General features: G+C 44.3%; 8 protein-coding genes. 3 read left to right on the top strand and 5 right to left on the bottom strand.

Annotation, left to right across the window (positions count from 1 at the left end; all coding sequences use genetic code 11):
* Nucleotides 1–40 precede the first annotated feature (40 nt).
* Nucleotides 41–1,102, bottom strand: coding sequence for an efflux RND transporter periplasmic adaptor subunit (locus E2K93_RS14575; RefSeq protein ID WP_135439798.1), 1,062 nt, complete (start codon nucleotides 1,100–1,102; stop codon nucleotides 41–43).
* 20 nt (nucleotides 1,103–1,122) lie between these two features.
* Nucleotides 1,123–4,230, bottom strand: coding sequence for an efflux RND transporter permease subunit (locus E2K93_RS14580; RefSeq protein ID WP_135439799.1), 3,108 nt, complete (start codon nucleotides 4,228–4,230; stop codon nucleotides 1,123–1,125).
* Nucleotides 4,231–4,885: 655 nt separating this feature from the next.
* On the opposite strand from E2K93_RS14580, the gene E2K93_RS14585 reads away from it, so the two are divergent.
* Complete coding sequence (locus tag E2K93_RS14585) at nucleotides 4,886–6,703, top strand: DEAD/DEAH box helicase (protein ID WP_135439800.1); 1,818 nt, start codon at nucleotides 4,886–4,888, stop codon at nucleotides 6,701–6,703.
* Between the two features lie 233 nt (nucleotides 6,704–6,936).
* Nucleotides 6,937–7,791 (top strand): enoyl-CoA hydratase/isomerase family protein, encoded by an 855-nt coding sequence (locus E2K93_RS14590; protein WP_135439801.1) that lies wholly within the window; start codon nucleotides 6,937–6,939, stop codon nucleotides 7,789–7,791.
* A 166-nt stretch (nucleotides 7,792–7,957) separates the two neighbouring features.
* Here the strand turns inward: E2K93_RS14590 and E2K93_RS14595 are convergent, their stop codons facing one another.
* Nucleotides 7,958–8,974, bottom strand: a complete 1,017-nt coding sequence (locus E2K93_RS14595) for a DUF1214 domain-containing protein (RefSeq protein WP_135439802.1) — start codon at nucleotides 8,972–8,974, stop codon at nucleotides 7,958–7,960.
* 344 nt (nucleotides 8,975–9,318) lie between these two features.
* On the opposite strand from E2K93_RS14595, the gene E2K93_RS14600 reads away from it, so the two are divergent.
* Nucleotides 9,319–10,347: a zinc-binding alcohol dehydrogenase family protein gene (locus E2K93_RS14600; RefSeq protein WP_135439803.1), complete on the top strand. Its 1,029-nt coding sequence runs from the start codon at nucleotides 9,319–9,321 to the stop codon at nucleotides 10,345–10,347.
* Between the two features lie 145 nt (nucleotides 10,348–10,492).
* Here E2K93_RS14600 and dapD read toward each other — a convergent pair whose 3' ends face one another.
* A complete protein-coding gene (gene dapD, locus E2K93_RS14605) occupies nucleotides 10,493–11,323 on the bottom strand; it encodes a 2,3,4,5-tetrahydropyridine-2,6-dicarboxylate N-succinyltransferase (RefSeq protein WP_135439804.1) in 831 nt (276 codons plus the stop codon).
* A gap of 81 nt (nucleotides 11,324–11,404) precedes the next feature.
* Entirely contained in the window at nucleotides 11,405–14,026 is a 2,622-nt protein-coding gene (gene glnD, locus E2K93_RS14610) for a [protein-PII] uridylyltransferase (RefSeq protein ID WP_135439805.1), read from the bottom strand.
* Nucleotides 14,027–14,101 lie beyond the last annotated feature (75 nt).

Consider the following 14,101-nt stretch of genomic DNA (forward strand, 5'->3'; position numbering starts at 1 on the left):
GGTCACAAATAGGGTGATACCTTTGTCGCTGAGTGCTCGCCTATGACTTACTTTGCACGTTCACTTTTTGTCCGTCGCGCAAGCGTTCAGCACCACGAACCGCAACACGATCGCCTTCGCTAAGCTCACCTTCGATGGCAACCCAATCCCCTTGTCCTTGACCGACATTCACCGTCATCTTGTGAGCAATATTTTGCTTATCGATTTTCATCACGTAGGTTTGGTTTTTACGCAAAATCAAAGCGTCGCGATGAATGGCCAATGTTTCTTGATCCGCTTGTACCGGAATTTCAACCTTAACCAGTTGTCCCGCAGTCCAATGACTTACGCTGTCAGCATCAAGCTCGAGGCGCAATTCAAACGACTGTGAGCGTTGATCGGCAGCAGGGATGATCGCTTGAATTCGGGCGATGGTTTGATATTGCTCATTAAATACCTGCAATTGGCTTTTGTTGTTTAAGTAGGGCATGTAACGCACAGGCACAAACATACGCACTTGCAGGTTTTCGGTATCTAACATTCGCAATAAGACTTGTGAGCGGTTCACATCGCTGCCTTCGCGCTCTAGTCGTTCGGTAATGACACCGGCGAATGGCGCGTTGATCTCAGCACGTGCTAGCTGATCGTGTATTTGCTTTAGCTTTAATTCGGCTATTTCTAAATCGGCCATCGCCAATTCATATTTTGATTTGGTTTGATCTAATTGAAATTCAGCGGCGTTATTATTGGCCTTTAATGCTTCAAGACGCTGTAACTCACGTTTGAGGTAACCGATATTAATTTTCTCTCGTTTAATTTGTGCTTGTTGTTCAAGTTGCATCAGTTCAAGTGGCAGAGTATCCATTTTCACTAATACATCGCCTTTACTCACGAATGTGCCTGGCTCGACTAACCAAGTAAGCTGACCATTGACACCGGCGGTAATGGCAATGTTGGAGCGGCTATACACGGTACCGAGTAAATTGGCACTCGGTGATAACTTGGTTTGTTTTACTTGTTCGGTTTTTACCGCTGGTGCAGGCGCTTCGCTAGCCCATGCAGCTGTCGCTAACAACAAGGTGGAAGTCAGCACGGCGGTCAGTTTTTTTGTTAACTTATTCATAATGGTTTCTCATTTCCGTGTTAATTGACGGCAACAGGTTGTTGTTCATTGCTCTTGCTTTTGGTCTTGGCAAGTTGATTGTCTTGAGCACTGCCAAGTCGTAGCAGACTAGGTAGTAATATCAGTGTGAAAATGGCGCTGATTGCCATACCTCCGACAATGACCGTCGCCAAACCACGATATATTTCGGCACCAACGCCGGGCATGACCATCAAAGGTAACATGCCAAATAAACTGGTCAGGGTACTCATATATACTGGGCGCGCACGAATGCGCACCGCTTGCGCTACAGCGTCACTGCGACTGGCGCCAAGTCGTTCGGCACTGCGAGTTTGGTCGACCAGCAAAATAGCATTGTTAACGACCAGTCCAAGCAAAATAATAAAGCCAATCATGGTCAGTAAATCCAACGACTGAAAGCTGAACAGATTTAATACATACAAAGACATCACGCCGCCAGCAACCGCTAATGGCATAACCAGTAACACTAAAAAGCTGTCTTTCGCGGACTTGAACAAGGCCGTCATTAGCAAGAATAAAATGATTAGCGCCAAAGCAAAATTGGTCAGCATATCATTAATGGCATTGGCCATTTTATTGGCATTACCACTGAGTTTGATACTGGCATCGCTTGGCAATACTTGGCGCATCTGCGGGATGACTTGGTTGTTTAAGGCGCTGAGCGCTTCTTCCATAGACATAGATTCAGGTGGATACACCGTTAATGTCACCGTGCGTTTACCATCAACTCGACGCAATTGCGTTGGCCCGACGGTACGACGAATTTCGGTTAACTCGCCGAGGGTTTGCACACCAGCAAGCGGTGTATAAATAGGCATCTGCGCTAACTCGTCTGGGTTATTCCATAACGAACCACGCAAAATAACGTTCATTCGTTCATTACCATCAAAGTATTCGCTAACAAATAAGCCGTCGGTAAACGCTCTGACGGCATTAGCGATGTCACTGCGGTTTAATCCAGCTTGGGCGATGCGTCTGTCGTTCGGCAATAATTGCAGCTCAGGCTCTGCCATAGACAGGCCAGGCACAGGTTGTGCACCGACACCGGGTAAATGAGTTTGAATAGCACCAAGTCCGGCTTGTGCTGTTTGCATCAACTCATCCAGATCGGAGCCTTGAATATCGATATTAATCGAGCGACCATTACCACCACCGCTGACGTTGATCATCGAACCTCGGAATAAGTAGACTTGGGTATCTGGCAATCCAGCCAAAATGTCATTTTGCACAATATCCATCAACTCTTCGACGTGCTCTGCATCATCGGCATAGATAAAACCACCACTCATGCTGGCGCCATAAGAGTAAAAGTTATAACTCTTGATCTTAGGCATCTTGTCACCATTTAGGTGCGGGTCGATACGTTCTTTAACCAGTTGTGCCATTTCTTGGTCGACAAAATTGAGATTGCCACCAGGTGGTAAACTGATATTGAAAAAGAAACCATCAATCGGGGCACGAGGCATAAAGTCGGTTTTTGGAATAAGCAATATACTGAGCGTTAATGAACCGCCCAACAGTAAGGCTATCCAGCTAAGTTGCTTACTCGTGGTGTCGGTCAAGCGCATCACAAATTGCGTTAGCTTGTGCCAATATTGCGCCATCGGGTCAACTTGGCAATATTCTTTTAACCAGTATTTACTGGCAATAGGCAAAACAGTTATTGCCGCTAATAACGAAGCGATGACCGCAATCGATAAGGTCAGTGCTAAGTCCGAAAATAACTGACCTTCAATGCCTTCCATAAACAGGATAGGTAAGAAAATGGCAACACTGGTTGCGGTTGACGCAAATAAAGCTCCGGTAACCTGAGTGGCACCACGGACAACTGCTTTGTGTTTATCCATGCCTTCGGCGCGAAGTCGGACAATATTTTCTTGTACGATGATCGCCGCATCTAACACTAACCCAACAGCAAATGCCAGACCCGCTAGGGAGATAACATTTAAACTGCGATCGAATACGCTTAATGCTAAAAACGCCACCATCAAAGAAACTGGAATTGTGGTGGCGATGATCAAGGTTGGTTTAAGGCCGCGTAAGAATAACCACAAGATGGCAAAGGCAAGCAAGACACCGAGGCCAAGATTACTTTTTACTAAGGTTAGCGCGTTGCGAATATGTACGGATGAATCAAAACTTAAATCAATGGTTAAGCCATTATCGGCCAGTACGCCTTGATTCAATTCATTGATGGCTAGATTGATATCATCTAACAGTTTGACGGTATTGGCATCGTTATTTCGAGTCACCGTAATATAATAAGCTGGCGCACCATTGCGCAGTGTTAGGCCAAATCTGTCGACTAAGGTTTCTTCAACATGAGCGATATCTTTTAAGTAAATAGGTCGTTGATCTTGATAACCAATGATCATTTCCAACATCGTACTAACGTCGTATTGACCGATAAAGCGCACGGTATATTGACGGCGACCGACATCGGCAAAACCACCTGAAATATCAGAGGAACGCGCAATTTTACTGCTGATTTCGCCAATTTCGATACCCATGGCGGCGGCTAAATAGGGGTCAAAACTGATACGTAACTCTTTAGCTCGTCGCGAATTTAGATTGACCTGACCAATCCCTGGGATACGCGATAGTCTCGGTTCGACCACATCTTCAATAATCTTTTGGTAGCTTGAAATGTCTTTATTGGGGTTACTCTCGACAACCTTAACTAACAATGATGCAGCATTTGGGCCACCACGACCACCACCTGCCGCGACGACAGGTTCCATAGCATCTAGCGGTAATGGTGGTGCCTGATTGAGGTTGTTAATCACGTCCAACATCGCTTGTTGCATGTTGGTCCCTATATCGAAGGTTAAGGTGATATTACCAAACCCGCTATTGATATTGGTGGTGACGTCGGTGACACCTCGGGTGTTTTTTACCACATTTTCTTGTGGCTCGATGATCACCGATTCAAGCTCTTGCGGCGAGGCACTGCGCCATCCGGTGGAAATGGTTATTTGTGGTTGTTCAATATCTGGCGTGAGCTGAATAGGTAACTTACTGATACTGATCAATCCAAACACAAAAATCAGTGCGGTTATCACCAGCACAGCTGCGGGATTTTTCAGTGAACTTCGGGTTAAGTTCATTCGTTGTCCTTTAACGTAGCGATAGGCCGGAACATTCATTAAGCGCGGCTTAACGAAAAACAGTGAGCGCTGTATGTATTTGCCATCGAGTAAACACAGGCAAATGTAACTAGCAAATGTAGTTGGCCGACAATATTGTGCTGATTATGGATAGCTAGACTATGATCAGCAAAGCATTTTAGGTCTATCGCCATTTTTACGGGATAAATGACGGGAGATGTCAAGGCTGAAATTGTGCTGATAATGTAATCCACTTGTAATTAAGTAACAGTGCCGCATATGTCGAAAAGTCACTAATAAACAGCAGTTTGTATATGTTTGATGATTATTTGAGCATTAATTACATAATGTTACTTGCATATTTTTAACAAAAAGGTATGATGCGCCCTCGATTGCAACACGTAATAGGGTCAAAGCTAAATAAGCTTGCTGACCAACATAAGTTGCACAAAGAGTGGGTTATTTCCGCCATCCGACTTCTAAGCTGGTTCCCTGAGTATTATGCAGCCAGCCCATGTCTAAATAGTAAGTTGCTTTCAACTTAACTATCGCCATAAGTCGCCAGGTGGATAACGAATATGAATTTGCAGTTATTTGCCTGGACGAACAATTTAGCTCGTCTGTACTGAGCTGCCTTTAAAATAGAAGACTATTAATGACTGATACCAACAATGCTGCCGTCAGCTTTGACGACTTAGGCTTGCCTGAATTTTTATTATCTGCAATTAAGGACATGGGCTTTAGTGTTCCAACTCCGATTCAGGAAAAAACCATTGTACCTTTACTACAAGGGCACGATGTATTGGGTGAAGCCCAAACCGGTACAGGTAAAACTGCTGCGTTTGGTTTACCAGCGCTAGCAAAAATTGATACTAAATTGCGTCGTCCGCAAATGTTAGTCTTGGCTCCAACACGTGAGTTGGCGATTCAGGTTGCTGAGGCGTTAGAAGACTTTGCGAAAAACGTTAAAGGTTTACGCATTGCCACGTTATACGGTGGTCAATCATACGGTCCACAATTATCACAGCTAGAAAAAGGTGCACAAGTTGTTGTTGGTACCCCTGGCCGTTTAATGGATCACTTGCGTCGTAAAACATTAAAGCTAGCTGATGTAAGCTTTTGTGCATTAGACGAAGCGGATGAGATGTTAAACATGGGTTTCTTGGAAGATATTGAGTGGATTCTTGATCATCTTGCAAAAGACACCCAAATGGCGTTGTTCTCTGCTACTATGCCACCAGCAATCAAAAAAGTTGCCGATCGTTTCCTTGACAAGCCTGTGCATGTAAAAATCGCACATAAGAAAGAGTCAAAGAAAAACATCACTCAGTTGGCATGGAAAGTAACCGGTGTTAATAAAAACACTGCACTTGAGCGTATCATTGAAACTCAAGACTTTGATGCAATGTTGATATTCGTGCGTACTCGTAATGACACAATTACAGTAAGCGAGCTGTTAGAGCGTCAAGGTTACCCTTGTGCTGCATTGAATGGTGATATGAACCAAGCACAGCGTGAGCGCACCGTTGAACAGCTTAAAAACGGTAAGATTTCTGTGATGATCGCCACCGATGTTGTTGCACGTGGTTTGGATATTCCACGCATTGACATGGTAATCAACTATGACTTACCAGGCGATACTGAATCATACGTGCACCGTATCGGTCGTACCGGTCGTGCAGGTCGCGAAGGTACCGCATTGTCATTTGTTCGTCCTCGCGAAATGTACAACTTGCGTCACTACGAACGTGCTACCTCTGGTCAAATCAATAGTTTTGAAATGCCAGCTATCGAAGAAATCGGTAAAAAGCGTGTTCAACGTGTGCAAAAAGAAATCATGGACATCGCTGCTAAGCAAGACTTATCTCACATGATGAAAGTGCTTGAGCAAATGACCGAACAGACTGAATTTAGCATGGAATATTTGGCCGCTGCCTTGTTGTATCAAAAGCAGCTTAAACAGCCTCTACAACCAAAAGAAGATCCTCGTGAACGTCGTATGCGTGATGATCGTCGAGATGGTCGTGACAATCGTGATGAGCGTCGTGCTCGTAGCGACCGCGGTGAACGTCGTGGTGATCGTCGCCCAGAACGTGGTAATGAACGTCGCACAGAACGTAATGACAATCGTCCAGATCGTGGTGAACGTCGTCGCAGTTCAGGTCCTCGTGTAGAAGTTGATTGGCAAGCATACCGTATTGAAGTAGGTAAAGAGCATGGTGCTCGTCCTGGTGATATCGTTGGTGCCATTGCAAATGAAATCTCATTGGATAGTGCATACATTGGTCAAATCGATTTACACGAACAACATTCGATCGTGCATTTACCAAAAGGTATGCCGAAAGATTCATACAACAAGCTACGTACAGTACGTATTCGTCGTAAGCAGCTTGATATCACAGTGTCAGATGAAGCGGTTGCAGCAGCTCCGCGTCGTCGTACCAACAAAGGTGAGCGTCGTCGCGCCCACTAAGCTGATACGCACAAACGTGATCTAAATGATAAAAGGAGGCCATAGGCCTCCTTTTTTGATCCCACGCCTTGGCCATTATCAATAAAAGCTAAAAACTGATTCCAGTATTCTCGCATTATCAACTCCGCTCAATACCGCTATGCTGTTAACCAAATGTTAATGCGCGTCTTGTCATTTGACGTTAAAAGACGCCATTTTTTAATCGTAATGTATTATGTTTTCTGGAGAGGCAAATGGAGTACAAGAATTTTCAAACGTTCACTGTCGAGGTTAAAGACGCTGTTGCGTGGGTTACCTTTGATTTTGGCCCTGTTAATGTCCAAGGACAGGAAATGCTGGCTGATCTAAGCAGTCTGGCACTGCGACTTGAACGTGATAGAGACGTTAAAGTTGTGGTATTCCAATCCGCTAACCCTGAGATATGGGTTTGCCATTATGACACCAATTTACTTCGCGATATGTCACAACAAGCTGTGTCGCGAGAAGAGGCGCAGTTACTCGATTTACAGGCCGTGTGCGAGCGCATCAGTAAAGTACCACAGGCGACGATTGCCAAATTAGAGGGCTATGCCCGCGGTGGTGGCCATGAATTTGCTTTAGCCTGTGACATGAGGTTTGCTGCACGAGGCAAATTTAAATTCATGCAAATGGAAGTTGGTATGGGGATTTTACCCTGTGGCGGAGGTGCATCTCGCATGGCAAGACAGGTCGGTCTTGGTCGAGCGATGGAAATCATCTTGAGTGCTCGTGATTTTGATGCCGACGAAGCCGAAGCGTGGGGCACCATAAACAAAGCGATGGAACCCGATGAGATCGGCCCCTATGTTGAAAACCTCGCAAATCGCATCGCTCAGTTTCCGGCAGAATCGATTAATGCGTGCAAGCAGATGGTCTATGAATCGATTGATAAACCGATCGCTGAGGCGTTAAAAGCCGAAGCATATTGGTTGTATCAGGCGACCAGTAAAACCCCAGCGATTAAACGGTTTACCTGGGCCGATGAGCAAGGCGCGCAGTTTGAGATTGATAACCAACGTAATTGGCCAGCAATGGTGATGCAAATCCAATCGATACAAAACGATGAATAACAAATGAGCTTTGCTATCAACGGGGGCGGTAATTGTTGATGATGTTGTAGAAGCCGCGAAAGCCCTGAAGGCCGTAAAAACCGTAAGGCCCGAAAATATAGAATAAAAAAGCAGCTCCTAAGAGCTGCTTTGCTGTGTATTATACGTTGACGTTACGCGCTACGTGTTATTTTACCGCTTTTAGATCCTTGAGAGGGTTCCACTGACCGGATTTAACCTTGTAGCTTGAACCATATGAGCGCCAAGTCACTGACCATTCATCGACACCATCGGTCGTAATGTTATTGATGGCGTCTTCGCCGCAGTTGATGCTAACGGTATAGGTACCATCTTTGTTAGCTACAGCGTCTCGACTATTGATTACGTTGTCGCCTAATGGCAGTAACCAACCCTCGGCATCGTACAAAGTGAACGACCAAAACTCATCGACACGTGGATCTTCAAAGGTTGTCTGCATACATTGTGTGCCTTTGATGTTGTTTGACATTTGGTAGTTGTTGACACTAAATGCCATGCCACCCCAGCCTGCCGCATTAGATAGCGAGCGCGTCAGCGGGTCAATGGTGTCCTTATCGTAGGCATACTCAAGAAATATACCGGAATCAATGGCCTGTTTGTTTAGCTTGGTCCATAGCGCATCTCGGTCGGCTTTATTATAACGAGGTGTGATATATGAACGTGTGCCAAAATCCGTTACAGATAATGTTTTTTGCGCTTGGCGTGCTTTATCAAGGCCTTCTTCTAGGCCTATTCTAAAAATAACCAAAACGAAACCATCGGAAGGAGCGACATCAAAACCACCTGGCGTCCAGACGTAGTCTTTGGCAAAACCATTTTCATCCAACACCAAGGCGGATTGAAATATGCCATTATCAGGTTGCTCAATATGAATACCTTTTTGATTGTCATAAAGACCGACGGTGTATAGCGTATCGCGGTTAGCGCGAATCGTTGGTGCAGGTCCTGCAGGGTAGTAGTCGGTTAAATCAACCGAGCTATTCATAATGCCCTTGCTGGCCCACTTATTGAAATTAACAGCGGCTTCAACTTGGTCAAAATTGTCCATGGTCACTGGGATGGTTTTATCATACTCTTTACCATCAATGGCCATATCCGCTAAAGCTGCACCACTTAACAGCGACGATATCATCACGGTACTGGTTAATAATGTTTTAAGTTTCATGGTTCGGTTCCTTTAAAGATATATAATCTGACTAAATAAATGTTTTACTGGGCTTTTTTCGAGTAAACCAAGTTGATATGTGACAATTATGGTTGAAGATTTGTTTTTTTTCTAACGGATAAAATGCATACTTAATATGTGTTGTGTGCATAATAGTTCCAAAGCATTACCCTTTATTGTGTTGACTGGTGGGGCGGGACAAGCTGATTAGCGGTTACTATTGACTATCATTAACACTATTAATGCCCATGTTATTGACACTAAATGCTCATTTTCGCCTATCTTTTATGACACTAATGGTTAAATACATATTTCATTCTCTACTCTCTTGCTAAGGACACTTTATGAAGGCTATCGGTTATCAAAATTCACTGCCTATTAGTGATGAAAACGCACTACAAGACATCGAACTCGAAGAGCCCCAAGCTCATGGTCATGATGTACTGGTTGAAGTGCACGCGGTGTCGGTAAACCCAGTTGATACAAAAATACGTCAACATGTCAGTCCCGAAAATGGTCAATGGAAAGTACTTGGTTGGGATGCGGTCGGTATCGTCAAATCAGTCGGTGACAACGTGACTCGCTGTAAAGCCGGCGATAGAGTGTATTACGCTGGTGATTTAACGCGCAGTGGCAGTAATGCGCAACGGCAATTGGTCGATGAGCGAATTATTGGTCATGCTCCTAAATCATTAAGCAATGCTCAGGCAGCGGCATTACCGTTAACATCATTAACGGCGTGGGAAATGTTGTTTGACCGACTCCAGGTAGAGACCAGCCAAGGTGGAAGTGAAAAGGGGGGCAAAGGTAAAACATTACTCATCATTGGTGCGGCTGGTGGTGTTGGTTCTATTATGGTGCAGTTAGCGACAAGTTTGACCAACTTAACGGTGATTGGTACCGCGTCACGCAGTGAAACCAAAACCTGGCTGCAGCAGTTGGGCACACATCAGGTCATTAATCATCGCAATCCATTATCACAAGAGCTGGCCAGTGCCGGTATAGATGAGGTTGATTATGTGGTGAGCCTAACCAATACCGAAGATCATTGGCCTGAGATCGTTAAGGTTATTAAACCACAGGGTAAATTTGGTTTAATTGACGACCCGTCAAGTTTGGATGTGGTAGCCCTAAAAAGTAAAAGTGTGTCATTGCATTGGGAGTTTATGTATACCCGCTCTATGTACCAAACCGACGATATGGTCAGTCAGAGCATGATATTAAATGAAGTGGCGAGTATGGTTGAAGCAGGGCAATTGCAAACCACCATGGGGGAAAACTTTGGTACCATTAATGCCGAAAATCTGCGTAACGCCCATGCCTTGCTGGAGTCGCAAAAAGCCAAAGGTAAGATAGTCTTAGAGGGCTTTTGAGGCTCGACCAACATTTATAAAAAAAGGGCTGAATATTCAGCCCTTTTTAGTTTGTATACAATGCGTAGTTGTTAGTACTTATTTTCAGTACTTATTTTCAGTACTTATTTTCAGTACTTAGTCGCGAGGACTTAGCCGCTAGGACTTAGTCGATAGTACGTAGCAATTCGTTTAGACCTGTTTTGCCAAGGGTTTTGGCGTCAACTTTCTTAACGATGATAGCAGCGTAAAGGCTATACGTACCGCACTTAGATGGGATATTACCTGGAACAACAACAGAGCCTGCTGGTACACGACCGAAGTGAACTTCGCCGGTTTCGCGGTCAACGATTTTAGTCGACTGACCAATGTAAACACCCATAGAAATCACCGCGCCTTCTTCCACAATAACGCCTTCAACGATTTCTGAGCGCGCACCAATGAAACAATTGTCTTCGATAATCGTAGGACCTGCTTGCAGAGGTTCAAGTACACCACCAATACCAACACCACCAGAAAGGTGAACATTTTTACCAATTTGTGCACAGCTACCGACAGTCGCCCATGTATCAACCATGGTACCTTCATCTACAAACGCACCAATATTAACGAATGATGGCATGACAACCACATTTTTACCGATAAATGAACCGGCACGAACCGAGGCACCTGGTACCACGCGAACACCCTCGTCAGCAAAACGGGCATGATCATAATCTTTGTATTTCATTGGTACTTTATCGAAGAACTTGCCGTTCTTGTCGCCGTCTTCAATAACTTCGTTGTCCCAGATACGGAAAGACAACAATACCGCTTTTTTAAGCCATTGATTTACAACCCACTCACCGTCAACTTTTTCAGCGACGCGAGCAGTACCATTATTCAGCATTTCCAGAGCGTCAAGGATCGCCTGTTTAACATCAGGCGCCACCGATGAAGGGGTAATATCGGCACGGTTTTCGAACGCCTGTTCAATAATTTGCTGTAGAGAGCTCATACTATTTCCTAAAGATAATTAACTAAATTTTGATCTGTTATTTATTATTCTTATATGCGCTGTTGCGCGTGTTGACGGGTGCTACGCCATTTCACAAAGTCGTGATTCTAACTGATTTTGCTCGTCAATTGATAGTGCCTGTTCATTTTTATTTGAAACGATAAAAATATCTTCAACGCGCTCACCGTAGGTACTGATTTTTGCGGTGTGAACAATAACATCACACTCCTGAAAAACCTGACCAATATCAGCGAGTAAACCAGGTCTATCCATTGCCACCACTTCGATTGAGCAGACATTGGGATTATTGTGCTTAATGAAACTGATCTTAGTGCGCACTTTAAACTGCTTGAGCTTACTCGGGATCGGCTTATTTGAAACGTCTATGGCTTCACCTTCGGTCAAGTACTGATTCAATGTTGTCTTGATATTGTCCAAGTAAAAAAGGTCTTTCAAAGGATGCCCTTTACCATCTAGCACAACAAAGGTGTTTAAGGTGTAACCGTCTTTTGATGTCATGATTTTTGCGTCATGAATAGACAGCTTCTTCGCCGACAACACCGATACGATGGTGGCAAATATATTGCTTTCGTCTTTGGTGTAGACGAATACTTCGGTACCACCTCGATAAGGTTTTTCGCTGATTATCACCAAGGGTTTTTGCTTATCATGACTGAGAATATGCCGCGCATGCCAAGCTTGCTGCGTTGGCGTGTAGCGCAAGAAGTAATCTGGCTTGAGCTGCTTCCATAACGTTTTTACTGATTCAACATCAATACCTTGCTCGGCAAGTTTCTCCAAGCCTTTTTGGCGGTTTTCACGAATTTTAGTGCGTAATTCAACGGGTTTTTCCAAACCGCGTCTAAATGCCGCTTTTGTCGCAAAGTACAGCTCCTGCAATAAATTAGACTTCCAACTGTTCCATAAGCTTTCGTTAGTGGCACGCATGTCCGCGACGGTTAAGCAGTATAGATAGTCCAGTCTATTTTCATCTCGCACTACGCTAGCGAATTTGGCAATAACTTCAGGATCTGAAATATCTTTTCGTTGCGCCGTAACCGACATTAATAAGTGATGCTGTACTAACCAAGCGACGAGACGAGAATCATGCTCTGACATCTTATGAACTTTACCAAAAGCCAAAGCATCAACTGCGCCTAATTTACTGTGATCACCGCCTCGACCTTTGGCGATATCATGAAAAATACCGGCGATATATAACAGCTCAGGCTTGCGAATTTTTTGCGCTATGGTCGAGCACAATGGAAATTCGTGATTATGCTCAGGCAAAGAAAAACGATACAGGTTTTTGATCAGTCGGTAACTGTGTTCATCAACGGAATAAGCGTGAAACAAGTCAAATTGCATTTGACCAACAATGCTCTGCCATTCCGGTAAGTAATTGGCTAAGATTTCGTGACGATGCATTAAGTTAAAAGCACGCCCTAAGCCGTTTGGATGACGCATTAGTTCCATAAATAATGTACGGCAGGTCGCGTAATCATTAAGACCACCAATTAATCGGCGGCGGGTATTTCGCATATTACGAATGGTCTGCGAGTGAATACCTTTAATTTTAGGGTTGTCAGCTATCGCGATAAACAATTTTAAAAACATCGAATGGCGAATAAAGCCACGTCTGTTTTTAACTCGAATAAGTGTGCCAACTTGCTCAAAATGTTTGTCGATATCAACCGGGGTAACGTGTTGGTCTTTACCGAGAATGCCTTGCTCAAAATGTTGTAATAACATTTCATTTAATTCGTTAATGGAGTTAATGATACGGAAAAAGCGTTTCATCATACGCTCAACCGCCGGTTTACCGTCATCACCAAACCCCATCATGTTGGCCACGTCGCCCTGATAATCAAACAACAGGCGATTTTCACTGCGCCCAGCGACGATATGCAAACAAAAGCGCATACGCCACAAATAATCCTGACACTCTATCAATTCGGCCAGTTCATTGTCTGATAAGTAATCATGTTCGACCAATTGCTGAATGGTATTGGCAAGGAAGTGACGCTTGGCTACCCAGCTTATGGTTTGAATATCACGCAGGCCACCTGGGTTGGCTTTCAAATTAGGCTCTAGGGTATAAGCGGCACCTCGGTATTGTTGGTGACGCTGTTTTTGTTCGTCGCGTTTGGCAATAAAAAACTTATCCGAAGGCCAAAACTCTTTTTTATTTAGGTGCGGGCGTAATTGTTCTTCAAGCATGGTATTGCCACAGATCAAACGCGATTCAAGTAAGTTTGTGGCAATCGTAACATCGGCTTTAGCGCGAGTTACACACTCCTTCACACTGCGCACGCTATGACCAATATCGAGTCGAATATCCCATAACTCGGTAATAAAGGCTGCAATATAGTGTTCCAATTCTTTACTGATTTTGGACTGGGTCAGAATCAAAATGTCGACATCCGAATGCGGATGTAACTCGCCTCGACCATAACCGCCAACCGCCAGTAGGCTGATTTGATGTTCGTCCAAATGGTGTTGACACCATACCTTTTGCAAAACCTGATCAACAAAGTCGGCTCGAGCGTGAACTAGGGCGGTGATTTCATATTTGTGAAAATTGTCAATCAACCATTGGTAAAACTCTTGGCCGAGTTCGACCAGTTCGCTGGTGGATAAAGCCAATGCCGCCGGAGCAAGTTTGCTGGTGAGGTGTGCAGGTATTATTGGGTTATGTAACATGAAACGTCGCAGCCTATATCAAGTATATGGTTTTAGTTTATTAGCACTTCGTAGGTCAGTCTGTTTAGGCAATAA

It is taken from the genome of Thalassotalea sp. HSM 43 (assembly GCF_004752005.1).
In the GTDB taxonomy this organism is placed as follows: Bacteria; Pseudomonadota; Gammaproteobacteria; order Enterobacterales; family Alteromonadaceae; genus Thalassotalea_A.